Raw genomic sequence first — 24,187 nt, 5'->3', positions numbered from 1 at the left:
TGAAGGAGGTTGCACCCATGACTGAGCGTAACCAGCGCAAAGTATACACAGGCCGTGTTGTATCCGACAAAATGGACAAAACGGTAACAGTAATGGTCGAAACACACAAAAAGCATTCTTTGTATGGCAAGCGTGTGAAGTACTCTAAAAAATATAAAGCACATGATGAAATGAACGAAGCTAAACTCGGCGATGTAGTCCGTATCATGGAAACTCGTCCGTTGTCAGCTACAAAGCGTTTCCGCCTTCTTGAAGTAATCGAAAAAGCGGTCATCATCTAATAACGTTCGGTACTCAGTATCCGAGGGGAGGTAACCAAATTGATTCAACAGGAATCCCGCATGAAAGTCGCAGATAACTCTGGCGCACGTGAAGTGCTTACAATTAAAGTTCTTGGCGGTTCAGGCCGTAAAGTTGCAAACATCGGCGATGTAGTCGTTGTAACAGTTAAGAAAGCAACACCAGGTGGCGTTGTTAAGAAGGGTGAAGTCGTTAAAGCGGTTATCGTTCGTACTAAGAGCGGTATGCGTCGTAAAGACGGATCTTATATTTCATTCGACGAGAATGCTTGTGTCATCATCAAAGACGACAAGAGCCCTCGTGGAACACGTATTTTCGGACCAGTTGCACGCGAATTGCGCGACAGCAACTTCATGAAAATCATTTCTCTTGCTCCAGAAGTACTTTAATTAAGAGCAGTGCCAATCAAGGAGGTGCAACAGAATGCACATTAAAAAAGGCGATAAAGTAAAAGTTATCTCTGGAAAAGACAAAGGAAAGACAGGTGTCATCCTTTCAGTCTTCCCGAACAAAGAACGAATCCTCGTTGAGGGTGTGAATATTGTTAAAAAGCATACAAAGCCAAACCAAGCGAATCCGCAGGGTGGTATTGTAAGCCTTGAAGCTGCAATTCATGTTTCTAACGTAATGCTTGTTGATCCTAAGTCTGGCGAACCCACACGAATCGGTTTCAAGATCGAAGAAAAAACCGAAGGCGACAAAACATTCCGTGTTAAGTCCCGTGTTGCGAAAAAGTCTGGCGAAGTTATTGACGAGATCAGCAAAAAAGAACTCAAAAAATAACTCTCTAAGAAGGGAGGTTCTTCCGAATGAGCCGATTAAAGGATAAATACCAAAAAGAAATCACGCCTGCTCTAATGAGCAAGTTCAACTATACATCTGTAATGCAAGTACCAAAAGTTGATAAGATCGTTATCAACATGGGTGTTGGCGACGCGGTGCAAAACACAAAATCACTTGATGCTGCTGTGGAAGACCTGACAATTATTTCAGGTCAAAAGCCAGTCGTAACTAAAGCGAAGAAATCTATCGCTGGATTCCGTCTTCGTGAGGGAATGCCTATCGGAACAAAAGTAACTTTACGCGGAGAACGTATGTATGAGTTCTTGGACAAATTGATTGCTGTATCTCTTCCACGTGTACGTGACTTCCGTGGCGTATCGAATAAATCATTCGACGGACGCGGAAACTACACACTTGGTGTGAAAGAGCAACTAATTTTCCCGGAAATCGACTTCGACAAAGTGTCTAAAGTACGCGGAATGGATATCGTCATCGTTACGACTGCCAACTCAGACGAGGAAGCTCGTGAGTTGCTAGCGCAGTGCGGCATGCCGTTCCAAAAGTAAACATAAGGGAGGCGTAAAACGTGGCTAAAAAATCAATGATCGCAAAACAGAAACGTACGCCAAAGTTCAAAGTGCAAGACTACACACGTTGTGAACGTTGTGGCCGTCCGCATTCCGTATACCGGAAATTTAAACTTTGCCGTATTTGTTTCCGCGAACTCGCATACAAAGGACAAATTCCTGGCGTTAAAAAAGCAAGCTGGTAAACCCCATTCTGGGAAGGAGGTTAACGTAATGACAATGAGTGATCCGATCGCAGACATGCTTACTCGCATCCGTAACGCCAACATGGTTCGTCACGAGAAGCTTGAAGTACCTGCTTCAAACCTTAAAAAAGAAATCGCTGAAATCCTCAAACGTGAAGGTTTCGTCCGCGATGTAGAATATGTGGAAGATAGCAAACAAGGCATCATCCGCATTTTCCTTAAATATGGTAAAAACGAAGAACGCGTAATCACTGGACTTAAGCGTATTTCTAAGCCTGGTCTTCGTGTATATGCTAAATCAACAGAAGTACCAAGAGTGTTGAACGGACTAGGTATCGCCCTTGTTTCAACTTCTAACGGTGTTTTGACTGATAAAGAAGCTCGAGCTAAACAAGTAGGCGGAGAAGTCGTCGCTTACGTTTGGTAAGCTGTAACAATTGAATGGAGGTGCAAACTAATGTCCCGAATTGGTAAACGTCCAATAGAGGTGCCTGAAAACGTAACAGTTACTATCGAAGATAATAACTTTGTTACTGTTAAAGGACCAAAAGGCGAACTTACAAATACATTTACTACTGACATAAAGATCGAACAAGAGGGTAACGTGATCACATTGACACGTCCTTCTGAATCTAAACAACACCGTTCGATGCACGGTACAACACGTTCGCTTCTAGCGAACATGATTACCGGAGTATCAACTGGTTTCGAGCGTGCGCTTGAACTAGTAGGTGTCGGTTATCGTGCGTCAATGCAAGGGAACAAACTTATCTTGAACGTCGGTTACTCACAACCGGTTGAATTTACACCGGAAGATGGTATCGAAGTTGAAGTCCCTGTAAACACGAAAATTATCGTTCGCGGTTCTAACAAGGAACGCGTTGGTGCTCTTGCTTCAAACATTCGCAAAGTACGTCCACCAGAGCCGTATAAAGGTAAAGGTATTAAGTACGAAGGCGAAGTTGTTCGACGCAAAGAAGGTAAAACAGGTAAATAATGCCGCATAGGCATCTGGAAGGAGTGACCTCGAGTGATCACAAAACAAGATAAGAACGCTGTCCGTAGAAAACGGCATGCACGTGTCCGTACAAAGATCAACGGTACTGCTGAGCGTCCTCGCTTGAACGTATACCGTTCAAACAAACACATCTATGCTCAACTAATTGATGATGCAAGCGGTGTAACACTTGCAAGCGCATCTACAATGGATAAAGAATTCTCAGCGGATTCTTCATCTAATGCAGACGCTGCTATCAAAGTTGGCGAATTGATTGCGAAAAAAGGTGTAGAAAAGAACGTCAAAGTTGTCGTATTCGACCGCGGAGGCTATCTATACCACGGCCGCGTTAAAGCACTTGCTGACGCTGCACGCGAAAATGGACTTGAATTTTAATTAAGAAGGAGGGACATATTCCATGCGTCGTAATGAACAAAACAAAAGTGAATTCGAAGAGCGCGTAGTTACCATCAACCGCGTAGCTAAAGTTGTAAAAGGCGGACGTCGTTTCCGTTTTACTGCTCTAGTTGTTGTTGGTGATAAAAACGGTCGCGTTGGTTTCGGTACTGGAAAAGCACAAGAAGTTCCAGATGCAATCCGTAAAGCAATCGAAGATGCGAAGAAAAACCTAATCGTAGTACCAATGGTTAAAGGCACAACGCCTCACCAAATCATCGGACACTTCGGAGCAGGTAACATTCTCATCAAACCGGCTGCACCAGGTACAGGCGTTATCGCCGGCGGACCAGTCCGTGCGGTACTTGAACTTGCAGGAATCACGGATATCCTTTCTAAGTCACTAGGTTCTAACACACCAATTAACATGGTTCGTGCTACAATCCAGGGATTGACGAATTTGAAGCGTGCTGAAGATGTAGCACAGCTACGTGGTAAATCCGTCGAAGAACTGTTAGGTTAAGGGGGGAAACACAATGGCAAATAAACTTGAAATCACCCTTACAAAAAGCGTGATTGGCGCTAAGCCAGCACAACGTAAAACAGTTGAAGCTCTTGGACTTCGCAAAATGCACCAGACGGTTGAGCACCAGGATAATGTCGCTATTCGCGGCATGATCAACAAAGTCAGCCATTTGGTTACTGTGAGCGAACAATAATCAGTTATTCTTGAATAAGGAGGTGCCGAAAGATGAAATTACATGAAATGAAACCTGCAGAAGGTGCTCGTAAAGAACGCAAACGTGTTGGTCGTGGTATGGGATCTGGATCAGGTAAAACATCTGGTAGAGGTCATAATGGTCAAAATTCACGTTCAGGCGGCGGTGTTCGTCTTGGATTTGAGGGTGGACAACTTCCACTATTCCAACGTCTACCTAAGCGCGGATTTACGAACATTAATCGTAAAGAATATGCCATCGTTAATCTTGAAACGTTAAATCGTTTCGAAGAAGGCACAGAAGTAACACCGGAATTGTTGATTGAAACTGGAATTGTGAGCAATGAAAAGTCTGGAATTAAGATTCTTGGTAATGGGATTCTTGAGAAGAAGATTACTGTCAGAGCTCATAAATTCTCTGCTTCAGCTAAAGAAGCAATCGAGAAAGCGGGCGGGCAAGTCGAGGTGGTTTAATGTTTCAGACAATCTCAAACTTCATGCGAGTAAAAGAGATACGGTCTAAAATAATTTTCACACTGCTATTGCTCATTGTATTCCGACTCGGAACGTTTATAACGGTACCGAACGTGGATGCGACTGCGCTCCAGCAATCAGACAACCAGTTCATTGGATTTTTGAATATCTTTGGTGGAGGAGCACTTGCTAAGTTCTCTATCTTCGCCATGGGGATTATGCCGTATATTACGGCTTCAATCATCGTGCAATTATTGCAGATGGATGTTGTACCGAAGTTTGCAGAGTGGGCAAAGCAAGGGGATGTCGGAAGACGTAAACTTGCGCAATTCACTCGCTACTTCACCATGATTCTTGCGTTTATCCAAGCGATTGCAATGTCATTTGGATTTAACCAAATGTTCCAAGGAAGACTTGTTGAAGATAACGGAATTTCGACGTACATCGTCATTGCTCTAGTGTTAACAGCAGGTACGGCATTTCTTCTCTGGCTCGGCGAGCAGATTACAGCGAAAGGTGTTGGTAATGGTATTTCAATCATTATCTTCGCCGGAATCGTTGCTGCTATTCCGAATGCAGTCAACCAATTGTACGTGTCACAGATCCAAGACGCAGGGGATGCATTATTCATCCGTATTGCGATGATGGTTCTGTTACTCGTAGCAGTTCTTGCTATAACAGTTGGCGTGATCTACTTCCAGGAAGCATTACGTAAAATTCCTATCCAATATGCAAAACGGGTGACGGGTCGCGCGCAGACATCTGCCGGACAACAAACGCACCTTCCACTGAAATTGAACGCTGCAGGGGTTATCCCAGTCATCTTTGCGGTTGCGTTTTTCACAACGCCGCAATTGCTTGGCACGTTCTTCAGTGACAACAATGCTGTTGCCGCTGTTACACGAGTGCTCAACTACTCGCACCCAGTTGGTATGGCATTATATATCGGACTGATCGTTGCCTTCACGTACTTCTACGCATTTGTTCAGGTTAATCCTGAAAATGTTGCGGATAACTTGAAGAAACAAGGGGCTTATATCCCTGGGATTCGTCCTGGTCAGAACACACAGGACTACTTGACAAGCACGCTCTATCGACTAACTTTCATTGGTTCGATTTTCCTTGCTACTGTCGCGGTTCTTCCGATTATTATTATTGAAATTGCAAATCTTCCACAGTCCGCTCAAATTGGTGGTACGAGCTTACTAATCGTTGTAGGGGTTGCCCTTGAAACGATGAAACAGCTTGAATCACAATTGGTTAAGCGCCACTATAGAGGATTTATGAAATAAGTTTAAGGAAAGATTTCTTTCTCTTAAATAGTAATGGAGGGCAAGGCGTATGAACATCGTATTAATGGGTCTGCCTGGTGCCGGAAAAGGAACTCAGGCCGACAAAATTGTCGAAAAGTACGGAATCCCTCATATTTCTACAGGCGATATGTTCCGTGCTGCAATTCAAGAAGGCACGGAACTTGGAGTCAAAGCTAAATCGTATATGGATCAGGGCGCACTCGTTCCTGATGAAGTTACGATTGGCATTGTCAGTGAGCGTCTTCGCAAACCTGACTGTGACAACGGTTTTCTACTGGACGGTTTCCCACGTACTGTTCCTCAAGCGTCCGCGCTTGATGGCATACTGGTAGGCATGTCTCGTAAAATCGAACACGCACTCAACATCCAGGTAGACAAAGAACTCCTTGTTGCTCGGCTATCAGGTCGCCGGATCTGTAAAGTTTGTGGCACGTCTTACCACCTCGAATTCAACCCTTCAAAGGTTGACGGCGTGTGTGATAAAGACGGAGGCGAACTCTATCAAAGAGCTGATGACAATCCGGAAACCGTTACAAACCGTCTGGAAGTAAATATGAACCAATCCGCACCGCTATTATCGTTTTACGACGAAAAAGGCGTGCTGACAAATATTAATGGTCAACAAGACATTAATGACGTATTTCACGACGTGGATGCTGTGTTAACTACTCAGGTTCACTAAGCCTTTCCGAAGCACGCAGACGTCAGGGCATCACGTCCGGCAGCGTCCTGCTGTACGGAAGGAGCATTTGATTAGATTGAGCTGCAAAAGCAGTTGGTGCTCAGTTGGCAATCGGTAGCTGTCGACACTGGAAAGCTTAGCACTTTACACATGCAATTCCTTGCTTATGGGAGTATAATGTGTTGGTGCGTGGATATGAAGTCTTTGGACTGACAGATCCGAAGTAATCCTGTCGGTTATGTTAACCGATTTAAAGTTCCAGACAACATTTGGGACCGGCTAACGGGCATGAATTGTGATTAGCGTCTTTTCGAACATCACTCGCGTATACCTGACATATGTTGAAGGAGCTTGTAAAGCGACTGATGCCGCTCGGAAGGTGAGGGCCTTTATTGGATATAGAAGGGAGACTGAGCTGATGGCGAAAGATGACGTAATCGAAATTGAAGGTACTGTAATAGATACGTTACCGAATGCGATGTTCAAAGTGGAACTGGAAAACGGACACACTGTGCTTGCACATGTATCCGGTAAAATCCGTATGCACTTCATCCGTATTCTGCCTGGTGATAAAGTGACAATTGAATTGTCGCCTTATGACTTAACACGTGGTCGAATCACATACCGTTTCAAATAAAATTTTGCACTCCGGACTAATGAAGGAGGTTGGGTAAGATGAAAGTAAGACCATCTGTAAAACCGATCTGCGAAAAATGCAAAGTTATTCGCAGACGCGGCCGAGTTATGGTAATCTGTGAAAATCCAAAGCACAAACAGCGTCAAGGATAATATAAAGGAGGTGCGCAACCTATATGGCACGTATTGCTGGTGTAGACGTACCGCGCGATAAGCGCGTTGTAATTTCATTGACTTACATCTACGGAATTGGGAAAACTACAGCACAGAAAGTTCTTGCTGCAGCTGAAGTATCAGAAGAGACACGCGTTCGTGATTTAACTGATGCAGAACTCGATAAAATCCGTGAACAACTTGATGCATTGAAAGTTGAAGGAGATCTTCGCCGTGAAACTTCACTTAACATCAAACGTTTGATGGAAATCGGATGCTTCCGTGGAATCCGTCATCGTCGTGGATTGCCCGTACGCGGACAAAACACAAAAAACAATGCACGTACACGCAAAGGTCCTAAGCGGACTGTAGCAAACAAAAAGAAATAATAGGTAAAGGAGGTATTTTCGAACATGGCACGTAAACAACAAACTCGTAAACGTCGTGTAAAAAAGAATATTGAATCCGGGATTGCACATATCCGCTCGACGTTCAACAATACAATCGTAACGATTACGGACACTCACGGAAACGCAATTTCTTGGTCTAGCGCTGGAGCTCTAGGTTTCCGCGGATCACGTAAATCAACTCCTTTTGCGGCTCAAATGGCTGCAGAAACTGCTGCAAAGTCTTCTATGGAACACGGTCTTAAAACGTTGGAAGTTACTGTAAAAGGACCTGGTGCAGGACGTGAAGCTGCAATTCGTTCACTACAAGCTGCTGGCCTTGAGGTAACAGCTATCCGTGACGTAACGCCTGTTCCTCACAACGGATGCCGTCCTCCAAAACGTCGTCGTGTTTAATGGTTTCTATTCCAATTGATTGAGAAACACAATTTTTGGTAAGAATGAATTGTGCGATTGCATATTGCTGTCTATAAAAATCGATTTCAATAAGGAACGGCCAACACACACGTTTTGAAGGAGGGTAAACGAATGATCGAGATTGAGAAACCGAAGATTGAAACTGTTATGGTTGCTGAAGATTCCATGTTTGGTAAGTTTGTTATCGAACCTTTGGAACGAGGGTATGGAAATACTTTAGGTAATTCATTACGCCGCGTTTTGTTGTCTTCTCTGCCTGGAGCTGCTGTAACATCGATTCAGATCGATGGCGTTCTTCATGAGTTCTCAACAGTCGAAGGTGTCGTAGAAGATGTAGCTACTATTATTCTAAACGTGAAACAATTAGCCCTTAAAATCTATTCTGATGATGAAAAAGTCATCGAAATCGATATTAAAGGTGAAGGCGCGGTAACGGCTGCAGACATTACTCATGACAGTGATGTTGAAATCCTTAGTCCTGATCTTCATATTGCAACACTTGGAAAAAATGGTCACCTTCGCATGCGTATGTACGCAGTAAGGGGAAGAGGCTATGCTCCTTCGATTCAAAACAAACGTGATGACCTTGCGATTGGTGTAATTCCAATCGACTCTATCTACACACCAGTATCTCGTGTGAACTTCCAGGTTGAAAATACCCGGGTTGGTCAAAGTACAAACTTTGATAAGTTAACATTGGATGTATGGACAGATGGTAGTATTGGTCCTAAAGAATCTGTTTCATTAGGTGCGAAAATCCTAACGGAACATTTAAATATTTTTGTCGGTATGACAGACGAAGCACAAACTGCAGAGATTATGGTAGAAAAAGAAGAAGACCAAAAAGAAAAGGTTCTTGAGATGACTATCGAAGAACTAGACCTTTCTGTTCGCTCTTACAACTGCCTTAAGCGTGCGGGCATCAACACCGTTATGGAACTTGCTAACAAGTCCGAGGACGAAATGATGAAAGTGCGAAATCTTGGCCGAAAGTCACTTGAAGAAGTAAAGCTTAAATTGGAAGAGTTGAATCTCGGATTACGCTCAGAAGATTGAAAGCAGAATTAGATTGAAGGAGGGAATCTTCTATGGGTTACAGAAAACTTGGACGCACAAGTTCACAACGTAAAGCGATGCTGCGGGACCTGGCAACAGACCTAATCATCCACGAACGCATCCAAACAACGGAAGCACGTGCGAAAGAGCTTCGTTCAGTTGTTGAAAAAATGATCACACTTGGTAAGCGTGGGGACTTGCATGCACGCCGTCAGGTAGCTGAATTCATCCGCCGTGAAGTAATTCTTGGCAAAGATGAAGACGGTAAAGAAACAAAAACATTCGCAATCCAGAAATTGTTTGACGATGTTGCACCGCGCTACGCAGAACGCCAGGGCGGATACACACGAATCATGAAGATGGGACCGCGCCGTGGAGACGGAGCACCTGTTGTAATCATCGAACTCGTGTAAGGAACTTGGGGGTGTGACTGGCGACAGCCACACCCTCTTTCCACATAAATGATTTATACGACAATATGAAAAGCTGAGTGTTACGATCGACAGAGATTCTGATCGGTCTAGCTCTACGCATCTCATCCGCGATGACGGCTTGAGCACCCGGCATCGAAACATTTTGCTGCGCATTCTTCGGATGAGATGCGCGCTTTTTTTATTTAAAGAAATCCCGTTTTACGATGGGATTCTTTTTATACATACATAAGTTCACAAGAAAAGAGGCGGTAGTGCATGCGTGAAGTAGTATCCATGGATGGCGTATCGTTTGCCTATGAAACCGAAGAGAATGTATTCGTGCAGGCGATTCAAAATGTTTCATTCACCGTGCGTGATGGAGAATGGGTATCAATTGTTGGACATAATGGTTCGGGTAAATCGACCCTTGCCAAGCTGATCATTGGTCTTCTTTTCCCTGCTGCCGGCACGGTTAATGTTTTTTTGGAACCTCTTACAGAGGATAACTTATGGGGAATTCGGTCTCAGCTTGGCGTCGTTTTTCAAAACCCTGATAATCAGTTTGTCGGAGCCACTGTTCAAGATGATGTCGCATTTGCTTTAGAGAACAATGGTGTCCCGTACGATGAGATGCAGATACGTGTGAAACAAGCACTTCAAGACGTCGGTATGTCTGATTTTCATAGCCACGAGCCTCATCATCTGTCTGGTGGTCAAAAGCAGCGTGTTGCCATTGCAGGAGCACTTGCTATGAATCCAAAGGTTCTCATTTTGGACGAAGCGACATCGATGTTGGATCCGCAAGGGCGGGGTGAGGTTATTGAATTGATTACCTCATTGCGCCGTTCCACTGGATTGACCGTCATTTCGATTACACATGACTTAGAGGAAGTTCTTCTAGCAGATCGTGTTTTTGTTATGAACCACGGGGAATTAGCTGTTTCAGGCACGCCTACCTCTATTTTTGAACAAGGGAACAAACTTCAAGAGCATGGTCTCGATCTCCCATTTGCTCTTCGTCTTTCTCAATTACTGAGAAAAGCAGGATTGCCATTAATTGGTGATCATATGTCAGAAAAAGAGTTGGTGAATGAGTTATGGACATCTCATTTCAGCAAGTAAGTTTTGCCTACGCGCCCAACACACCTTTTGAAAAAAAGGCACTTCATAAGATTAACGCAACGATTCCAACAGGGTCCTATACAGCGGTTATCGGTCATACAGGTTCGGGTAAATCTACTTTACTCCTGCATCTCAATGGATTGCTGAAACCGACAGAAGGAACTGTTCGAGTAGGAGATACGTTAATTACTTCTGAAACAAAAGGGAAAGCGCTTCGAAATGTTAGACGAAATGTTGGAATCGTTTTCCAGTTTCCGGAACATCAATTATTTGAGGAAACGGTCGAAAAAGATATTATGTTTGGTCCGTTAAATTTCGGCATTCCTGAACAAGAGGCCCGCAAGCGAGCCCACGAACTAATTGAGATGCTTGGTTTGCCAGCTGACGTTGCGAACAAGTCACCTTTTGAATTATCAGGTGGTCAAATGAGACGTGTTGCAATTGCGGGAGTACTTGCATTTAAACCGTCTGTACTCATATTGGACGAACCGACGGCGGGACTTGATCCACAAGGACGACGAGAAATTATGGAGCTTTTCGAGCGCTTTCATAGAGAAGAAGGTCTAACAACGATATTGGTTACTCATAGCATGGAAGATGCAGCGCGTTATGCGGAGCATGTCATTGTCATGCATGAAGGCCATGCAGTGCTCGCTGGGCCACCTGAAGAAGTATTAACGGACGAACACCAACTTGAATCCTATCGTCTCGAATTGCCCCGTTCAGTGAGGTTTCAAAGGGACTTTGAACGATTAGTGAACCAAAAGTTGCCGAAATCTGCACTCGCCGAGGAAGAACTTGCAGAAATGATTGCTGCACTTGCAAGAGAGATAGGTGAACCACAATGATGGAGAAAATGATTTTTGGGCGATACTTACCTGGGGACTCCTTCACACATCGACTGGATCCGAGATCGAAGCTGATCTTTATCTTCTTGTTTATCTTTGCGGTCTTCTTTGCGAATAACACAGTGACGTATGCAATTTTACTCGGGTTTACCGTTTTCGTTATTCTGATCTCGAAAATCCGTATTCCTTTTTTGTTGGGCGGACTGAAGCCAATTCTGTTCCTTGTTGTGTTCACGCTACTGATGCACTTATTCCTTACGCGTGAAGGAGATATCCTGTTCCAATGGAAATTCATCAAAATTTATGAAGAGGGCTTACGCCAAGGTATATATATTTCGTTACGATTTTTAATTTTAGTATTAATGACGACTGTCCTCACCTTAACCACTTCACCGATTTCGATTACCGATGGTGTGGAAACATTGTTAAATCCACTCAAGCGATTGAAGTTGCCTGTCCATGAACTTGCGATGATGATGTCAATTGCTTTGCGCTTCATCCCTACATTAATGGATGAAACCGATAAAATCTTGAAAGCGCAACTGGCACGTGGTTCTGATATTAGTTCAGGAAGCATTCAGCAGCGAGTGAAAGCGGTAATTCCACTGCTCGTGCCGTTATTTGTAAGTGCGTTTAAGCGTGCAGAAGATTTAGCAGTTGCGATGGAGGTACGTGGATATCGTGGAGGCGAGGGACGGACAAGGTTTCGGAAATTGCATTGGCAAACGAGTGACACAATGGTCCTTGTGATGTTAGTTGTATTATCCGCTATCATGTTATATTTCAGAACGTAAAGGAGGAACCGTGAGATGCGTATAAAAGCTACAGTTGCCTACGACGGTACGCATTTTTCCGGCTATCAGTCTCAACCTAACATGCGAACCGTGCAATCAGATATCGACAAAGCACTGCGGAAAATGCACAAAGACAATTCGATTCACTCTGTTGCAAGTGGCAGGACAGATGCGGGCGTGCACGCATGGGGACAAGTGATCCATTTTGATACACCCCTGAATCTGTCTGAAGACAGTTGGTTGATGGCTTTGAACGTTTTGCTACCAAAGGATATTCGTATCCTAACTGCAGAAACCGTGAGTGAGGAGTTTCATGCTCGCTATTCAGCGAAAGGAAAGACGTATCAATATCGCTGGACTAGGAAACCAATCCAAAGTCCATTTGACCGCAACTATTCCGTCCATCTTGGGAAATGGAATCCAGAGCTTAAACGAATGCAAGAAGGTGCCGTGCATTTACTCGGCACACACGACTTCACTAGTTTTTGTTCAGCGCAAACTGCTACGTCAAACAAAGTCCGGACGATTCGTATGCTGGAAATCGAGGGAAAAGGTGAAGAGCTCATCTTGACAATCGAAGGTGACGGCTTTTTATATAATATGGTCCGTACAATTGCCGGTGTTCTTTATGCGGTTGGCATTGGCTGGAATGAACCTAACGAAGTGCTCGAGATTCTAGAGGCACGGGACCGCAAACGGGCTGGAAAAACCGCGCCAGCACACGGTTTGTATTTAATGAATGTCACATACGAGCAGTAAAGCAACTTTTCCTGGTGTTTTGATGAAAACTGCTTGACTTTTCGAACGATAACCGGTAAGATAATCTTTGGTATTTCAATAACCCCACAAAAAGCCCCGAAAGTTTATTTGTGTTTAGGGATAGAGAAAACGGAACAGACTGATATTCATTTAGGAGGATATGAAACTATGCGTACAACATTCATGGCTAAAGGCCACGAAGTAGAGCGAAAATGGCTCGTTGTCGACGCTGAAGGACAAACGCTTGGACGTCTTTCTTCAGAAGTCGCTACATTGCTTCGCGGTAAACATAAACCGTCATTCACACCAAACGTTGACACAGGTGATCACGTGATCATCATCAACGCTGAAAAGATTCACTTAACAGGTAACAAATTGAAAGATAAGAAATATTACCGTCACTCAGGTTACACTGGTAGCCTTAAATCACGTACAGCGCTAGAAATGCGCACAAACTATCCAACGAAAATGCTTGAATTGGCTATCAAGGGAATGCTTCCAAAAGGTCCACTTGGTCGTCAAACAGCTAAAAAGCTTCACGTTTTCGCTGGACCAGAGCACACTCATGCAGCACAAAAACCTGAAGCTTTCGAGCTTCGCGGGTAATTAAGAGGAGGAAACACTTTTGGCTCAAGTACAATATCTCGGCACTGGCCGACGTAAAAGTTCAACAGCTCGTGTACGTTTAGTTCCTGGTGAAGGTAAAATTGTCATCAACAAACGTGACGCAGAAGATTACGTACCATTTGAAACACTTCGCGAAATCATCAAGCAACCACTTGTAACAACAGGTACACTTGGTAGCTACGACATTCACGTAAACGTGAATGGCGGTGGATATACAGGTCAAGCAGGCGCAATCCGTCACGGCGTTGCTCGTGCATTGTTAACTGTAGATCCTGATTTCCGTCCAGCTTTAAAAGCTGCGGGTCTACTAACACGTGACCCACGTATGAAAGAGCGTAAGAAGCCAGGTCTTCGTGGCGCTCGTCGTGCACCACAGTTCTCAAAGCGTTAATCATCAACTATATACAGTCCATCCCTTCAATGGGATGGACTGTTTTTGTTTATAATAAGAAGTTTTTCATCCTCCTCGTACGGATTTCCTTTCCATTAATTCTCCTTGCAGCTCATAGAACCTATCAACGACTCAATCATTGGCATTCCCTCTTCTTTAGGATAGGAGCGATACAATTGACTTGCTAGTCGTACCGGATCACCAAAGAAATAGCGCTCGTATTGAGTTTGACGAGTACCGAAGGAACTCATCGTTAATTCCCAAGCTATCCGGAAAATTTTCACTCGATCCTCTGCTGATTTTGTAGCACTTTGCAAATAAAGCATAAGATCCTCTCGAATTTCAGATTGAAAAGCTTTCTCCGTAGGAATCGTTATTAACCCACTAGCCCCTATCTGCTGAATGATTTCGCTAAAGCGAGGATACACTTTGGGGTAGAGGTTACTTGCGACCTGAAGTGGAAGGATACTTGGACGCATATATCCCCATGGATCGAGTGTTGCGTCATGCTCAGATTTCTCGAGCAATGCTTTCATCGTTTCTAAACCAATCATGATTTCAGATAGCTTACTTTGAATGTGCGGATATTCACTGACCTTTATCGTTTCTACAAGAAGGTTCGCGAGGCTGAGGATGAATTCAGTTTTGACGACCTGACGGGAAATGACTTGGTGGACAGTGAACGGATGAAACGAACTAGTTCTGAAAAAGGCAGAAGCAACATCAGTGTTGTGATAGAAGAATATTCGATCCCATGGGACAAGTACATTATCGAAAATAACAATGGAATCTATTTCTTCGAACTTTGAGCTTAGTGGATAATTGAATGTAGAGTCACCGCCATTAAATGACTCTCTGCATATGAAGCGAACTCCTTTCGTATCAGACGGAAGTGTAAAGGCGAAGGCTTCGTCAGGATCGGGAAGTAATTGAGGGGCACTAAATACGAGCAGCTCGTCAGTTAGCCCACCTTGAGTGGCTAGTAATTTTGCGCCTTTGATAATCAGACCTTCTGAAGTTTTCCCGACAATCTTTGCGGAAATCGGCTCGTCAGAAGTTTCATAATAGAACGGTGCACGATTGACCTGTGGGGATATGAAGGTATGCGTAAAGGTTAAATCATTTTCTCGTGCGCGTTCATAGGTAGCTAGCATGTTCTCTGGAAAGCAATTCTCCTTTCCTTCAAGAATAGAAGTAGAACTCGCAAAACTCATAAGTACAGTATTTAAATAATCGGGACTTCTGCCCATTAGGCCACAAGTTTCGCGCGCCCAGCTTTGGATCATGAGTCGTCTCTTTTTCAAGTCGTGTTTGGATGTCGGTTGTAAAAAGGACAGACCTACCGCTTCTCCTGTAGTAGGCGAGACGTATGTCATGTTCTCTAAGTGTTCAGATGACAACTGAAAGTCATACAAAGAGGCTTTTGTATGCAGTAGGCCCCGAAAGGTAGGGTGAGTTGTGAGTGAACCCTCTATGTGTTCCCCATCTATCCATAAGTCAGGCTTCAATTGCTTAATCCGTGTTAGGAACTCCTTACCGTTTTTAGCTCCCATTGAACTCCTCCTACTTCTGTGCATTTGTATAGTCTATTAATTGGTAAGAAGATGTGCTTGTGGAAATTCATTAAAAGCTACAGGAACTTGTCGTATATGTGCAATAGATACCAGTTTTTTAACATGCGGACTGTTCATCGTATTACTTGAAAGCAATATTTCATATGAGTTATGCTATTTCAATGCAGTAGATTGAAAGTGAGGTTCTAATTGTAATGGAAATATTCGGTATGCACATTCCTGTTGAAATGGAGAAACTAATTGAAACAGTTGGGAAGCTTATCGTTTTAATCGTGATTTTTTCAATTGCAGTTCCTTTAGGTAAAAAAATGATTAGCGCTACTGTTCAAAAGATGTCGTTGAGTAGAAAGACGACTCCGGGCCGTATTAAGACGTTAGACAAATTGTTGTTGAATGTTTTTTCATATACGATGATTTTCATCTTCATCGGTACATTACTGAGAACATTTGGGGTAGATATAGCTCCGTTGATTGCTGGGGCTGGTGTCATTGGTCTTGCGATTGGTTTTGGTGCACAAGGGCTTGTTAGTGATGTCGTAACTGGCTTTTTCATCCTCTTGGAGCAACAGATGGAAGTGGATGATTATGTCACAGTAGCAGGGATTGATGGGGTAGTTGAAGAGATCGGCTTACGTACAACGAAAGTACGTGCGTTTGACGGGACATTGAATTATTTACCAAACCGAATTATCGAAAATGTAGCGAATCACACACGTGGGAATATGCGTGCGCTAGTCGATGTGGGAATCAGCTATTATAATGATGTCGATCAGGCAATTAGCGTACTGGAGCGGGTTTGTGAAAATTTCCAACGGGATGAACGTTTTAAAGACGGTCCAAATGCGATTGGTGTTCAAAATATAGATGGTACTAACATCGTTTTACGTGTGATTGGACAAGTTGAAAACGGATTGCAGTGGGAATGTGAACGAGATCTTCTGAAGGCCATCAAGATGTCATTCGATGAAGCGAAAATCGAACTTCCACAGAACTATCAAGTGATTCATCAACAAGAGCTAGGCTAAAGCATGGACGCATTTCACTACGACGTATATGATACTTTTAGCAAGCGTACAGGAGGCGGACAATGATGAAAGAAATTACAGCGAGTGAATTGGAAAAACAATTAAGCGAAGGTCAGAAGGTTAACATGGTTGACGTTCGGGAAGCGGACGAAATTGCAACGGGTATTATCCCAGGCGCTATTCATATACCACTTGGGGAAATTCCGGCTAGATTAGGAGAACTCGATACGACAAAACCGTATACACTTATTTGCCGATCAGGCGGTAGAAGTGGGCGGGCGGCTGAGTTTTTAGAAGGAGAAGGATATGATATAACCAATATGACTGGCGGTATGCTTAGCTGGCAGGGCCCAATCGAATAAGTATCTATGAGACGTCTTCCAGAGGGAAGGCGTTTTTTTATGCTTGGTCATAATCAAAACCACCGCTGCGTATAGTGGATGAAAAAGGCGGTGTCCTATGAAACGTATAATGATTATTGGTTTGTTGTTCGTTTGTTCTTTAGGCGTTGTGTGGTACGGAGTAAATGCTTCAGATCGAGCATTCTTCATGCCTGCAGAGCTTGCTGGCGTTAAAGTCGTGCTGGATGCCGGGCATGGTGGAGAAGACGGTGGCGCATCCACGAGTGAGCTTATTGAAAGTGACGTAACGCTTGCAATTACGAAAGAAGTAGAAAAGAAGTTAAAACAAAAAGGCGCGACAGTTGTTATGACAAGAACGAAGTCAGGTGATGCCGTAGCTGAATATGCTCCAGATAAGAAGTTTTCATCGATGCGTGAACGTAAATTCGAAGATTTGAAAACTCGGGTACTGATTGCTGAAACAGAAAAGCCTGACTTGTTTCTAAGTGTCCATGTGAATGCAATCCCAGAGGCTAAGTGGAGAGGGGCGCAAGTGTTTTATCACCCAGAAGGTCATGAGGGCGGAGAGGCGCTCGCAAAATCGATCCAGGGGGCATTTAAAGAGCGATTGAAGAATACGGACAGGGAAGCAATGAAGATTAAAGGAATCTATTTGTTGAAAAACGTTCAAGCACCTTCCGTTATTGTTGAAACAGGCTTTATCTCTAACCCGGAAGAGCATAAATTGTTAGCGGATCCAAGTTATCGTAAGAAGGTGGCGGATGCAATTGTGGAAGGCGTTTTAACTCATCAACTTATGGAACAGAAGTGATAAGCGCATCGACTTACGCGGATGCCTGACTGTGCTATACTTGGAGGTGAATGTACTAAACCTCTAAGGAGTGTTCCGTTGTGATGAATGAAGAAACAGTACGCGAACTATTAGGCGGTATGAGCGATCCCTTTTTACATAAAACATTAGCAGAGACAGAAGGGATTGTAGGAATTACCATTAAGCTTGAAAAAGCGCATGTGAGTGTGAAATTGGCAATTGCCAAAGTGAATACAGCTGAGCAGATGACGCTTCAAACAAAAGTCGTTGAAGTACTTAAGGCTGCAGGGGCTGATTCAGTAGGAATTCGATTTGAAGAATTACCGCAAGAAACATTGGAGAAATTCCGTGGGACTGCAACAGCTGCAGAAGCACAGGACCTATTATCACCTGTAAATGACGTGACGTTCATTTCAATTGCGTCAGGTAAAGGTGGGGTTGGGAAGTCGACAGTTTCTGTTAACTTAGCAGTCGGCCTTGCTCGCCTTGGCAAAAAGGTCGGACTGATCGATTCTGATATATATGGCTTCAGCGTTCCAGACATGATGGGAGTTACAGAATCTCCTGTAATCCGTGGAGATCGGATTATTCCGGTTGAACGTAAAGGGGTTAAAGTCATTTCAATGGGCTTCTTTGTCGAAGACAATGCACCTGTCGTATGGCGTGGACCAATGCTTGGTAAAGTGTTGGATCAGTTCTTCAGAGACGTAGAATGGGGCGACCTTGACTATGTGATCCTCGACTTGCCTCCAGGTACAGGTGACGTTGCACTCGATATTCATCAAATGATTCCAGCGTCTAAAGAAATCGTTGTAACGACTCCACACCCAACCGCGGCATTCGTTGCAGCTCGTGCAGGTGCAATGGCGTTGCAAACAGATCATGCGCTACTAGGTGTCATTGAAAATATGTCGTGGTTCGAGTCCAAGCAAACAGGTGAAAAAGAGTATGTATTCGGTTCTGGTGGCGGAAAGCGTCTAGCTGAAGAACTTCGTACTGAATTACTTGGTCAGATTCCGTTAGGTCAGCCGGATTGGGATGAAGAGGACTTTGCACCTTCTGTTTATGCACCTGAGCATCCAATCGGAAAAATCTACTTGGAAATTGCACAAAACGTTATAGATAAAATCCAGAAATAAGTAAAAGCGGAGTGGGCTACTTACCCCCTCCGCTTTCTTCTTTGCCGTCTTCCTTGTCGTCTTCTTTACCGTCTTCTTTCTTCTTTTTCTTATCATCTTTTTCAACTGGCTTCACTTCACCTGCCTGTAGAATGAGTTCTTGCCACTTGGCTTGAAGTAACGGACTGCTGATTGTCTCTTGAATCGCTTTTTCGAATTCTTTCTTTAAAGCTCCTGAATGCAAAATGTTTTCTAACTGCTTTTGCATATCGGGTGTTCCGAAGAATTCTTCCAGTTCTTTTTGGAAAGATGCGTCATTCATTAATGATTTCATGATCTCCTGTTGCTGATTCTTCATGCTGGTGGCGATTGTTTTCTGGAATTTAGGATCTTCAAATGTATCCTTCCAAAACGTTTCGCCTTCTTTTGATAGTAGCGTGGATTCAATCGCGGAAGTGACTTCAGGTTGTTCGAGGACAAGCTGTTTTCTAAATTCTTCTTCAGTCAGCAATTGCCGGATTGCTTTTTTTCCTTCTTCCGTTTGAATTGCGTCTGTCATCATCTTTTTCGTTTCATCGTAAGAAGGAGTTGCGTTTGATGCGTTGCTGCATGCAGACAAGACGATTAGGACAGGGAGCAGATACATCGATAATTTCTTCATGATTTTAAAATCCCTCCACTGGCTTTTCAATTATTGTTCACAACTTTGCGTAGATTATGCAAAGACCGTTGAATGAAATAGATTTTTCGGTGAATCGCTGTTACACTAGAACGAGTAAAAAAAACGGAGGAACATGGCTGTGACTATACGAAATTGGATGAAGTTTTTCATACGTGCTCTATTTCTAGGAGGCGCAATTACAGGACTTGTTGGACTAATTGTCCGTTGGGATTTCTTTTACTCTTACATTTCAACAGGAGAGTATGTTCAGTTCTTAGGCGCTTTTCTCTGGATGGTATTTCTAGGATTTACGATGAGTGTCATTGCACAAATGGGGTTTTTCGCTTATTTGACCATTCATCAGTTCGGAGTCAACTTGTTTAGAACGTTGACACTTTGGAACTGGGTACAATTATTATTAATCATCGTTGTTCTTTTTGACCTTGTCTTTTTCAGATTCCGCCTCACTTCAGATGATACAGGGCGAACTGTTTTATATATGGTATTGCTTGCGATTCTTGTAGGAACTGCTGCAGTAACAGCCTGGTTTAAAGCTCAATGGACGAAAAAGCACATTTTGATTTCTGCGTTGTTCTTCATGATTGTCATTACAACTGTTGAGTGGCTACCAGCGTTAATGGTCCGCAACGGGGACGTAGATACATGGGTAACAATTATGCTATTCCCGCTAATTGCGGTCAATTCTTATCAACTCTTAGCATTGCCGAAGTACAATAGGAAATCTGATGAGGATAAAGTAAAACTGGATGCACGTAAAGCAGAACGCAAAAAACAAAAGGCTGCGAATGTGAAATAACAAAAGACGAACAACTGGCAAATTTGCTAGTTGTTCGTCTTTTGTTATTCAGGGATTTTTTTCGTTTTGATATCTGTTGGGAATAAGACATCTTCCACAGAGTGAAACTCTCGACTAGCGCGTAGACGTTCTATATCCTCAAAAGTAATGGTGGCCTTCCGTTCAAGTGCTACAGTTAAAATTTCACCGTCTTTCGGGGTTGGAAGTTTCCCACCTTTCCAACGGAGCGTGGAACCAAGTGAATTGACTTCGTGTTTCCATGCCATTTCTTGAAGTGTTTTTGGAAAGACTTCATCGCTCGTACGGAACCACAAAGGTTTTCTTCCAAAGAGCTCTGTGAATTCTTCTATTTGTTTAGCAAATAGTTCTGGATTTTGTTCGTACAAATCACCTTCACTGCCTAACAAGGCGACAGGAATATTTTTTTTCTTAATGAGTGCAGACGAATCAGAGAATCGCTTAGCCCAAGCGATGTCTACTAGCAGTAGAGGATAAGGGGCATCTAATTCGTTTATCCAGTTTTCAAGAGGGGTGTCTCCAAAAGAAATATCCACCGTCAGTGCAGAACCAGACATCCCTCTGACGATAACATCAGGATCTTCAGTCAGTTTGAATACGTTCAATACTTTCGGAGCTGTTATAGAAGAAGGCAGCAGTACGAAAAGAAGTATACAAAGGATACAGACCCACAGAATTTTTTTAATCATAATGAGCTCCTTTCAAACGGGATTACTGTACTTTATGATGAAGGCTTGACCGTTATGCGGACCCGTGCTATTATGTAAAAGTCGTCAATTGACGATACCTTACTTCAGAAAAAATAGATTGCTTTCTCATGAGAGTATTGATATAATTTTCGTTGTTCGATAAATACTAATATTATTTTTCCGCAGTAGCTCAGTGGTAGAGCAATCGGCTGTTAACCGATCGGTCGTAGGTTCGAGTCCTACCTGCGGAGCCATTTTCCATGCCTATGCTTCCATAGCTCAGTAGGTAGAGTGCTTCCATGGTAAGGAAGAGGTCACCGGTTCGAATCCGGTTGGAAGCTCCAGTAAGTTGTACATAATAGCTGTCGAAAGTTCAGCAATAGTATGGCCCCTTGGTCAAGCGGTTAAGACACCGCCCTTTCACGGCGGTAACACGGGTTCGAATCCCGTAGGGGTCACCATGTTTGTTCCAGTAATACATAGCAAATAAGCGGAGTCATCATGTGCGCTTATTATATACCAACCAAATGGTGGGGTAGCGAAGTGGCTAAACGCGGCGGACTGTAAATCCGCTCCCTCCGGGTTCGGCGGTTCGAATCCGTCCCCCACCACCATCTTTATGTATACTTCTAGAATAAGTGGTTATAATAAGTAGTAGGTATCCGGCGCAGAGATGAGCCGATTTTTTTAATTATTGGGGTATAGCCAAGCGGTAAGGCAACGGACTTTGACTCCGTCACTCGTTGGTTCGAATCCAGCTACCCCAGCCATTTTTAAACCTTTGCGAGTAATACTAAAAGCAATTTTTACAATCCAAAATTAATATGTAAACGAACATGATCCTTCCCTGAAAAGCGGATAGGGTTTTTTTGTTTCTACCTATTAAATAAAGAATACATAACTTCCAGGAAACGTCTGGATGAAAGAGGTGGCATATGACGGACTATCAGCATATGATTCGTAACCTAGTTAATCGCCAACCACAATTAGAGGCCTCTCAGCTGCTAGATGATATCGTAAAGGCTCTTGATAATTCTGCAATTGTGGCCATTACCGATAGAACTGGGGAGATTATATATGCAAACGAATTCTTCTCAACTCTGTCAAAGTATACTCAGGAGGAACTTGTAGGAACAAATCAGCGTATCGTTAACTCAGGGTTTCATCCTAAATCTTTTTTTAAGAAGATGTGGAAGACAATTGGGCAAGGACAGATTTGGCAAGGTGAAATCTGTAATCGTGCAAAAGACGGTTCTCTCTATTGGGTAGACACGACAATCGTTCCTTTCTTAAATGAAAAAGGGATTCCTAAACAATATATTTCAATTCGACATGATATAACGGAAAAGAAAAACATAGAAGATACTTTACGTAAACAAGCGGAGTTGTATCGTCTAATTACAGAAAACTCAGGGGACTATATTGCGGTGCTAGATGCTAAAGGCACAATTCATTATCAGTCACCGTCAGTAGAAAAGTTGTTGGGTGGCCAAGACCAGAACGTTTTAAATGCTATGGTCTATGAGGATCGAGTAAACGTAAAGAATGCCCTGAACCAGGTCAATCAGACAGATGAACATAGCGCTTTAATAGAGTTCCGTTTAACGGTAAATCACAACTCTATTTTGTATATGAGCGGAAACTTGTCACGAATTGAATCTCAAGGAGAATTTGTGGGATACAACGTTTTAGTTATGCATGACAATACCGACTTGAAAAAACAAGAAAAACTTATTCTAGACTTATCATCAAGCGATCAATTAACAGGTTTATTAAATCGAAGAGCTTTTGTAAAAGAGTTGTTCGTTGAGATTGAACGTGTAACTAGTTCGGATGAATTACTAGGTCTCGTGCACATGAATATTGATAAGCTACGATATGCCAATGAACGATTTGGTCATGATCGAGGCGATGAAATTCTAACAAAAGTAGCACAGCGACTCACAATGCATCTAAACGATACTGTATGTGGACGAATAGCAGGTGATGAGTTTGCATTTGTCATGAGTAGTGGTAAGTCTGTTGATGAATTGTTTGAATGGACGGTCGCGTTGCAAAAAGTTATAGAAGAACCTATTGAAGTGGCAGGGCAGTGGTACAATCCTTCCGTCAGCTGCGGGTTATCTGTATATCCAATTCATGCCACAGAAGTACCCGGCTGGATTACAACTACAGAGCAAGCGATGCAATTCGTCAAAGAGCAAGGAGGTTCAGGAAGTGCGATCTTCGTTCCGGATATGTACTCTAAATCGTTGGATCGTATTATTCTTGAAAACGAATTACGAAAAAGTGTGAAAGAAGAGCATTTCATTTTGGAATATCAACCGAAAGTTGACTTGGGAAAAGAGCGAGTCGTTGGATTTGAAGCATTAGTTAGATGGCAGCATCCGGATCTTGGGAGAATACCTCCCGATAAGTTCATTGGGTTAGCGGAAGAAACGAAAATGATCATTCCACTTGGAGAATGGATTTTGACAGAGGCATTCCAATACGCCATCTACTTACAGACGATTAGCACAACGCCTATGACAGTTGCCATTAACCTATCAGCGGTTCAATTGGAAAGCCCGGATCTAATACCTTTTATCCGCTCATTGTTAGAAAAAACCGGAATCGCTCCGGCGATCATTGAGATGGAAGTCACAGAGAGCGCGTTTGCGGATCGATTAGAAATGAGTTCAACCCTTAGACAGTTGAGAGATATAGGATTTGTTGTATCAATCGATGATTTCGGAACTGGTTTTAGCTCATTTAGCTATATTAAGGAATTTCCCGCAGAGACATTAAAAATAGACATGTCTTTCGTTAAAGACGTTGAAACGAGTGAAAATAGCCGTGCCATCATAAAGGCAATTGTAACCATGGCAGATACCGCAGGAATGAATGTCATAGCCGAAGGAATTGAAACGGCCGAACAGGCACACATCGTCAAGTTACTCGGTTGTAGAGAAGGACAAGGGTATTTCTACAGTCGCCCACTTGCTGCTATTGGGATCCCTGAATTCCTGGACCGTTTTTCGGAAATACATCGAAATACTGAATAATTATTCTAAA

The 24,187-nt window shown here is 43.2% G+C and carries 34 protein-coding genes and 5 tRNA genes; 36 read left to right on the top strand and 3 right to left on the bottom strand.

The annotated features are described in order from the left end of the window. Positions 1-17 precede the first annotated feature (17 nt). The 25 genes from rpsQ to rpsI all read left to right on the top strand — a co-directional run bounded on the left by rpsQ (position 18) and on the right by rpsI (position 14,058). The gene (gene rpsQ / locus ACRPI0_RS14265; protein ID WP_432353400.1) at positions 18-281 is read left to right on the top strand and encodes a 30S ribosomal protein S17; all 264 of its coding nucleotides are present in this window, start codon (positions 18-20) and stop codon (positions 279-281) included. Positions 282-320: 39 nt separating this feature from the next. Further along, positions 321-689, top strand: coding sequence for a 50S ribosomal protein L14 (rplN, locus tag ACRPI0_RS14260; RefSeq protein WP_039043309.1), 369 nt, complete (start codon positions 321-323; stop codon positions 687-689). Between the two features lie 34 nt (positions 690-723). Continuing rightward, on the top strand, positions 724-1,083 hold the full coding sequence (rplX, locus tag ACRPI0_RS14255; RefSeq protein ID WP_432353399.1) for a 50S ribosomal protein L24: 360 nt from the start codon (positions 724-726) through the stop codon (positions 1,081-1,083). 26 nt (positions 1,084-1,109) lie between these two features. Further along, the gene (gene rplE, locus ACRPI0_RS14250; protein WP_432353398.1) at positions 1,110-1,649 is read left to right on the top strand and encodes a 50S ribosomal protein L5; all 540 of its coding nucleotides are present in this window, start codon (positions 1,110-1,112) and stop codon (positions 1,647-1,649) included. 20 nt (positions 1,650-1,669) lie between these two features. After that, positions 1,670-1,855 carry a 30S ribosomal protein S14 gene (gene rpsN, locus ACRPI0_RS14245; protein ID WP_020062302.1) on the top strand — a complete coding sequence of 62 codons (186 nt, stop codon included), beginning with the start codon at positions 1,670-1,672 and terminating at the stop codon, positions 1,853-1,855. A 28-nt stretch (positions 1,856-1,883) separates the two neighbouring features. Beyond that, positions 1,884-2,282: a 30S ribosomal protein S8 gene (gene rpsH, locus ACRPI0_RS14240; RefSeq protein ID WP_025783850.1), complete on the top strand. Its 399-nt coding sequence runs from the start codon at positions 1,884-1,886 to the stop codon at positions 2,280-2,282. A 30-nt stretch (positions 2,283-2,312) separates the two neighbouring features. Then, a complete protein-coding gene (gene rplF, locus ACRPI0_RS14235) occupies positions 2,313-2,852 on the top strand; it encodes a 50S ribosomal protein L6 (protein ID WP_432353397.1) in 540 nt (179 codons plus the stop codon). 33 nt (positions 2,853-2,885) lie between these two features. Further along, the gene (gene rplR, locus ACRPI0_RS14230) at positions 2,886-3,248 is read left to right on the top strand and encodes a 50S ribosomal protein L18 (RefSeq protein WP_432353395.1); all 363 of its coding nucleotides are present in this window, start codon (positions 2,886-2,888) and stop codon (positions 3,246-3,248) included. 22 nt (positions 3,249-3,270) lie between these two features. Further along, on the top strand, positions 3,271-3,771 hold the full coding sequence (rpsE, locus tag ACRPI0_RS14225) for a 30S ribosomal protein S5 (RefSeq protein WP_432353394.1): 501 nt from the start codon (positions 3,271-3,273) through the stop codon (positions 3,769-3,771). Between the two features lie 13 nt (positions 3,772-3,784). Further along, the gene (gene rpmD / locus ACRPI0_RS14220; RefSeq protein ID WP_432353393.1) at positions 3,785-3,967 is read left to right on the top strand and encodes a 50S ribosomal protein L30; all 183 of its coding nucleotides are present in this window, start codon (positions 3,785-3,787) and stop codon (positions 3,965-3,967) included. Positions 3,968-3,999: 32 nt separating this feature from the next. Continuing rightward, positions 4,000-4,440 carry a 50S ribosomal protein L15 gene (gene rplO, locus ACRPI0_RS14215; protein WP_432353392.1) on the top strand — a complete coding sequence of 147 codons (441 nt, stop codon included), beginning with the start codon at positions 4,000-4,002 and terminating at the stop codon, positions 4,438-4,440. Next, a complete protein-coding gene (gene secY, locus ACRPI0_RS14210) occupies positions 4,440-5,732 on the top strand; it encodes a preprotein translocase subunit SecY (protein WP_432353391.1) in 1,293 nt (430 codons plus the stop codon). Before rplO ends, secY begins: the two co-directional genes overlap by 1 nt. Before the next feature lie 49 nt (positions 5,733-5,781). Next, positions 5,782-6,435 carry an adenylate kinase gene (locus ACRPI0_RS14205; protein ID WP_432353390.1) on the top strand — a complete coding sequence of 218 codons (654 nt, stop codon included), beginning with the start codon at positions 5,782-5,784 and terminating at the stop codon, positions 6,433-6,435. A 418-nt stretch (positions 6,436-6,853) separates the two neighbouring features. Further along, a complete protein-coding gene (infA, locus tag ACRPI0_RS14200) occupies positions 6,854-7,072 on the top strand; it encodes a translation initiation factor IF-1 (RefSeq protein WP_025783842.1) in 219 nt (72 codons plus the stop codon). 38 nt (positions 7,073-7,110) lie between these two features. Continuing rightward, a complete protein-coding gene (rpmJ, locus tag ACRPI0_RS14195; protein ID WP_076758849.1) occupies positions 7,111-7,224 on the top strand; it encodes a 50S ribosomal protein L36 in 114 nt (37 codons plus the stop codon). 23 nt (positions 7,225-7,247) lie between these two features. Beyond that, positions 7,248-7,613, top strand: a complete 366-nt coding sequence (rpsM, locus tag ACRPI0_RS14190) for a 30S ribosomal protein S13 (RefSeq protein ID WP_432353389.1) — start codon at positions 7,248-7,250, stop codon at positions 7,611-7,613. 24 nt (positions 7,614-7,637) lie between these two features. Continuing rightward, positions 7,638-8,027: a 30S ribosomal protein S11 gene (gene rpsK, locus ACRPI0_RS14185; RefSeq protein ID WP_039043300.1), complete on the top strand. Its 390-nt coding sequence runs from the start codon at positions 7,638-7,640 to the stop codon at positions 8,025-8,027. 132 nt (positions 8,028-8,159) lie between these two features. Next, on the top strand, positions 8,160-9,104 hold the full coding sequence (locus tag ACRPI0_RS14180) for a DNA-directed RNA polymerase subunit alpha (protein WP_432353388.1): 945 nt from the start codon (positions 8,160-8,162) through the stop codon (positions 9,102-9,104). Positions 9,105-9,136: 32 nt separating this feature from the next. After that, on the top strand, positions 9,137-9,517 hold the full coding sequence (gene rplQ / locus ACRPI0_RS14175; protein WP_432353387.1) for a 50S ribosomal protein L17: 381 nt from the start codon (positions 9,137-9,139) through the stop codon (positions 9,515-9,517). A gap of 276 nt (positions 9,518-9,793) precedes the next feature. Beyond that, complete coding sequence (locus ACRPI0_RS14170; RefSeq protein ID WP_432353386.1) at positions 9,794-10,639, top strand: energy-coupling factor ABC transporter ATP-binding protein; 846 nt, start codon at positions 9,794-9,796, stop codon at positions 10,637-10,639. Beyond that, positions 10,615-11,487 (top strand): energy-coupling factor ABC transporter ATP-binding protein, encoded by an 873-nt coding sequence (locus tag ACRPI0_RS14165; RefSeq protein WP_432353385.1) that lies wholly within the window; start codon positions 10,615-10,617, stop codon positions 11,485-11,487. The genes ACRPI0_RS14170 and ACRPI0_RS14165 overlap by 25 nt, the downstream gene beginning before the upstream one ends. Then, complete coding sequence (locus tag ACRPI0_RS14160; RefSeq protein WP_432353384.1) at positions 11,484-12,281, top strand: energy-coupling factor transporter transmembrane component T family protein; 798 nt, start codon at positions 11,484-11,486, stop codon at positions 12,279-12,281. The genes ACRPI0_RS14165 and ACRPI0_RS14160 overlap by 4 nt, the downstream gene beginning before the upstream one ends. Before the next feature lie 15 nt (positions 12,282-12,296). Continuing rightward, complete coding sequence (truA, locus tag ACRPI0_RS14155) at positions 12,297-13,040, top strand: tRNA pseudouridine(38-40) synthase TruA (RefSeq protein ID WP_432353383.1); 744 nt, start codon at positions 12,297-12,299, stop codon at positions 13,038-13,040. 168 nt (positions 13,041-13,208) lie between these two features. After that, positions 13,209-13,646, top strand: a complete 438-nt coding sequence (gene rplM / locus ACRPI0_RS14150) for a 50S ribosomal protein L13 (RefSeq protein ID WP_432353382.1) — start codon at positions 13,209-13,211, stop codon at positions 13,644-13,646. 19 nt (positions 13,647-13,665) lie between these two features. Next, positions 13,666-14,058, top strand: a complete 393-nt coding sequence (rpsI, locus tag ACRPI0_RS14145; RefSeq protein WP_432353380.1) for a 30S ribosomal protein S9 — start codon at positions 13,666-13,668, stop codon at positions 14,056-14,058. 95 nt (positions 14,059-14,153) lie between these two features. Here rpsI and hpaB read toward each other — a convergent pair whose 3' ends face one another. Beyond that, the gene (gene hpaB / locus ACRPI0_RS14140) at positions 14,154-15,611 is read right to left on the bottom strand and encodes a 4-hydroxyphenylacetate 3-monooxygenase, oxygenase component (RefSeq protein WP_432353379.1); all 1,458 of its coding nucleotides are present in this window, start codon (positions 15,609-15,611) and stop codon (positions 14,154-14,156) included. A gap of 215 nt (positions 15,612-15,826) precedes the next feature. Here hpaB and ACRPI0_RS14135 point away from each other — a divergent pair, with 215 nt between their 5' ends. The 4 genes from ACRPI0_RS14135 (at position 15,827) to ACRPI0_RS14120 (ending at position 18,969) form a co-directional block, all read left to right on the top strand. Beyond that, positions 15,827-16,657, top strand: a complete 831-nt coding sequence (locus ACRPI0_RS14135; protein ID WP_432353376.1) for a mechanosensitive ion channel family protein — start codon at positions 15,827-15,829, stop codon at positions 16,655-16,657. Positions 16,658-16,722: 65 nt separating this feature from the next. Then, positions 16,723-17,019, top strand: coding sequence for a rhodanese-like domain-containing protein (locus tag ACRPI0_RS14130; RefSeq protein WP_432355975.1), 297 nt, complete (start codon positions 16,723-16,725; stop codon positions 17,017-17,019). A gap of 97 nt (positions 17,020-17,116) precedes the next feature. Next, positions 17,117-17,830, top strand: coding sequence for an N-acetylmuramoyl-L-alanine amidase (locus tag ACRPI0_RS14125; protein WP_432353375.1), 714 nt, complete (start codon positions 17,117-17,119; stop codon positions 17,828-17,830). A gap of 83 nt (positions 17,831-17,913) precedes the next feature. Continuing rightward, positions 17,914-18,969 (top strand): P-loop NTPase, encoded by a 1,056-nt coding sequence (locus ACRPI0_RS14120; RefSeq protein ID WP_432355974.1) that lies wholly within the window; start codon positions 17,914-17,916, stop codon positions 18,967-18,969. 16 nt (positions 18,970-18,985) lie between these two features. Here ACRPI0_RS14120 and gerD read toward each other — a convergent pair whose 3' ends face one another. Beyond that, on the bottom strand, positions 18,986-19,609 hold the full coding sequence (gene gerD, locus ACRPI0_RS14115) for a spore germination lipoprotein GerD (RefSeq protein ID WP_432353374.1): 624 nt from the start codon (positions 19,607-19,609) through the stop codon (positions 18,986-18,988). A gap of 139 nt (positions 19,610-19,748) precedes the next feature. On the opposite strand from gerD, the gene ACRPI0_RS14110 reads away from it, so the two are divergent. Further along, the gene (locus tag ACRPI0_RS14110) at positions 19,749-20,426 is read left to right on the top strand and encodes a KinB-signaling pathway activation protein (RefSeq protein WP_432353373.1); all 678 of its coding nucleotides are present in this window, start codon (positions 19,749-19,751) and stop codon (positions 20,424-20,426) included. A gap of 44 nt (positions 20,427-20,470) precedes the next feature. Here ACRPI0_RS14110 and ACRPI0_RS14105 read toward each other — a convergent pair whose 3' ends face one another. Then, positions 20,471-21,133 carry a hypothetical protein gene (locus ACRPI0_RS14105; protein WP_432353372.1) on the bottom strand — a complete coding sequence of 221 codons (663 nt, stop codon included), beginning with the start codon at positions 21,131-21,133 and terminating at the stop codon, positions 20,471-20,473. A 179-nt stretch (positions 21,134-21,312) separates the two neighbouring features. Here ACRPI0_RS14105 and ACRPI0_RS14100 point away from each other — a divergent pair. The 6 genes from ACRPI0_RS14100 (at position 21,313) to ACRPI0_RS14075 (ending at position 24,177) form a co-directional block, all read left to right on the top strand. Beyond that, positions 21,313-21,387: transfer RNA gene (locus ACRPI0_RS14100), tRNA-Asn, on the top strand. A gap of 14 nt (positions 21,388-21,401) precedes the next feature. Then, a tRNA-Thr gene (locus ACRPI0_RS14095) sits at positions 21,402-21,477 on the top strand. Positions 21,478-21,519: 42 nt separating this feature from the next. Beyond that, positions 21,520-21,594: transfer RNA gene (locus ACRPI0_RS14090), tRNA-Glu, on the top strand. A gap of 68 nt (positions 21,595-21,662) precedes the next feature. Continuing rightward, positions 21,663-21,747 (top strand) — tRNA-Tyr (locus ACRPI0_RS14085). 81 nt (positions 21,748-21,828) lie between these two features. Next, positions 21,829-21,903 (top strand) — tRNA-Gln (locus tag ACRPI0_RS14080). A gap of 165 nt (positions 21,904-22,068) precedes the next feature. Next, positions 22,069-24,177 carry a sensor domain-containing protein gene (locus tag ACRPI0_RS14075; RefSeq protein WP_432353371.1) on the top strand — a complete coding sequence of 703 codons (2,109 nt, stop codon included), beginning with the start codon at positions 22,069-22,071 and terminating at the stop codon, positions 24,175-24,177. The last annotated feature ends 10 nt before the right edge of the window (positions 24,178-24,187 follow it).

Source organism: Sporosarcina sp. A2, assembly GCF_050858885.1.
Taxonomy (GTDB): Bacteria; Bacillota; Bacilli; order Bacillales_A; family Planococcaceae; genus Sporosarcina.
This window is presented reverse-complemented; position numbering and strand designations above follow the sequence as displayed.

Excerpts from the sequence above, each read along its gene's own strand:
- ACRPI0_RS14170 (WP_432353386.1), top strand. The coding sequence starts at position 9,794 with ATGCGTGAAGTAGTATCCATGGATGGCGTATCGTTTGCCTATGAAACC.
- ACRPI0_RS14165 (WP_432353385.1), top strand. The coding sequence starts at position 10,615 with ATGGACATCTCATTTCAGCAAGTAAGTTTTGCCTACGCGCCCAACACA.
- gerD (WP_432353374.1), bottom strand. The coding sequence starts at position 19,609 with ATGAAGAAATTATCGATGTATCTGCTCCCTGTCCTAATCGTCTTGTCT.
- rpsH (WP_025783850.1), top strand. The coding sequence starts at position 1,884 with ATGACAATGAGTGATCCGATCGCAGACATGCTTACTCGCATCCGTAAC.
- rplF (WP_432353397.1), top strand. The coding sequence starts at position 2,313 with ATGTCCCGAATTGGTAAACGTCCAATAGAGGTGCCTGAAAACGTAACA.
- rpsK (WP_039043300.1), top strand. The coding sequence starts at position 7,638 with ATGGCACGTAAACAACAAACTCGTAAACGTCGTGTAAAAAAGAATATT.
- rpsM (WP_432353389.1), top strand. The coding sequence starts at position 7,248 with ATGGCACGTATTGCTGGTGTAGACGTACCGCGCGATAAGCGCGTTGTA.
- rpsQ (WP_432353400.1), top strand. The coding sequence starts at position 18 with ATGACTGAGCGTAACCAGCGCAAAGTATACACAGGCCGTGTTGTATCC.
- ACRPI0_RS14105 (WP_432353372.1), bottom strand. The coding sequence starts at position 21,133 with ATGATTAAAAAAATTCTGTGGGTCTGTATCCTTTGTATACTTCTTTTC.
- ACRPI0_RS14205 (WP_432353390.1), top strand. The coding sequence starts at position 5,782 with ATGAACATCGTATTAATGGGTCTGCCTGGTGCCGGAAAAGGAACTCAG.
- infA (WP_025783842.1), top strand. The coding sequence starts at position 6,854 with ATGGCGAAAGATGACGTAATCGAAATTGAAGGTACTGTAATAGATACG.
- ACRPI0_RS14160 (WP_432353384.1), top strand. The coding sequence starts at position 11,484 with ATGATGGAGAAAATGATTTTTGGGCGATACTTACCTGGGGACTCCTTC.
- rpmJ (WP_076758849.1), top strand. The coding sequence starts at position 7,111 with ATGAAAGTAAGACCATCTGTAAAACCGATCTGCGAAAAATGCAAAGTT.
- ACRPI0_RS14130 (WP_432355975.1), top strand. The coding sequence starts at position 16,723 with ATGAAAGAAATTACAGCGAGTGAATTGGAAAAACAATTAAGCGAAGGT.
- ACRPI0_RS14125 (WP_432353375.1), top strand. The coding sequence starts at position 17,117 with ATGAAACGTATAATGATTATTGGTTTGTTGTTCGTTTGTTCTTTAGGC.
- truA (WP_432353383.1), top strand. The coding sequence starts at position 12,297 with ATGCGTATAAAAGCTACAGTTGCCTACGACGGTACGCATTTTTCCGGC.
- ACRPI0_RS14120 (WP_432355974.1), top strand. The coding sequence starts at position 17,914 with ATGAATGAAGAAACAGTACGCGAACTATTAGGCGGTATGAGCGATCCC.
- rplQ (WP_432353387.1), top strand. The coding sequence starts at position 9,137 with ATGGGTTACAGAAAACTTGGACGCACAAGTTCACAACGTAAAGCGATG.
- rpsE (WP_432353394.1), top strand. The coding sequence starts at position 3,271 with ATGCGTCGTAATGAACAAAACAAAAGTGAATTCGAAGAGCGCGTAGTT.
- ACRPI0_RS14180 (WP_432353388.1), top strand. The coding sequence starts at position 8,160 with ATGATCGAGATTGAGAAACCGAAGATTGAAACTGTTATGGTTGCTGAA.
- rpmD (WP_432353393.1), top strand. The coding sequence starts at position 3,785 with ATGGCAAATAAACTTGAAATCACCCTTACAAAAAGCGTGATTGGCGCT.
- rplX (WP_432353399.1), top strand. The coding sequence starts at position 724 with ATGCACATTAAAAAAGGCGATAAAGTAAAAGTTATCTCTGGAAAAGAC.
- rplO (WP_432353392.1), top strand. The coding sequence starts at position 4,000 with ATGAAATTACATGAAATGAAACCTGCAGAAGGTGCTCGTAAAGAACGC.
- ACRPI0_RS14135 (WP_432353376.1), top strand. The coding sequence starts at position 15,827 with ATGGAAATATTCGGTATGCACATTCCTGTTGAAATGGAGAAACTAATT.
- rplE (WP_432353398.1), top strand. The coding sequence starts at position 1,110 with ATGAGCCGATTAAAGGATAAATACCAAAAAGAAATCACGCCTGCTCTA.
- hpaB (WP_432353379.1), bottom strand. The coding sequence starts at position 15,611 with ATGGGAGCTAAAAACGGTAAGGAGTTCCTAACACGGATTAAGCAATTG.
- rplM (WP_432353382.1), top strand. The coding sequence starts at position 13,209 with ATGCGTACAACATTCATGGCTAAAGGCCACGAAGTAGAGCGAAAATGG.
- secY (WP_432353391.1), top strand. The coding sequence starts at position 4,440 with ATGTTTCAGACAATCTCAAACTTCATGCGAGTAAAAGAGATACGGTCT.
- ACRPI0_RS14075 (WP_432353371.1), top strand. The coding sequence starts at position 22,069 with ATGACGGACTATCAGCATATGATTCGTAACCTAGTTAATCGCCAACCA.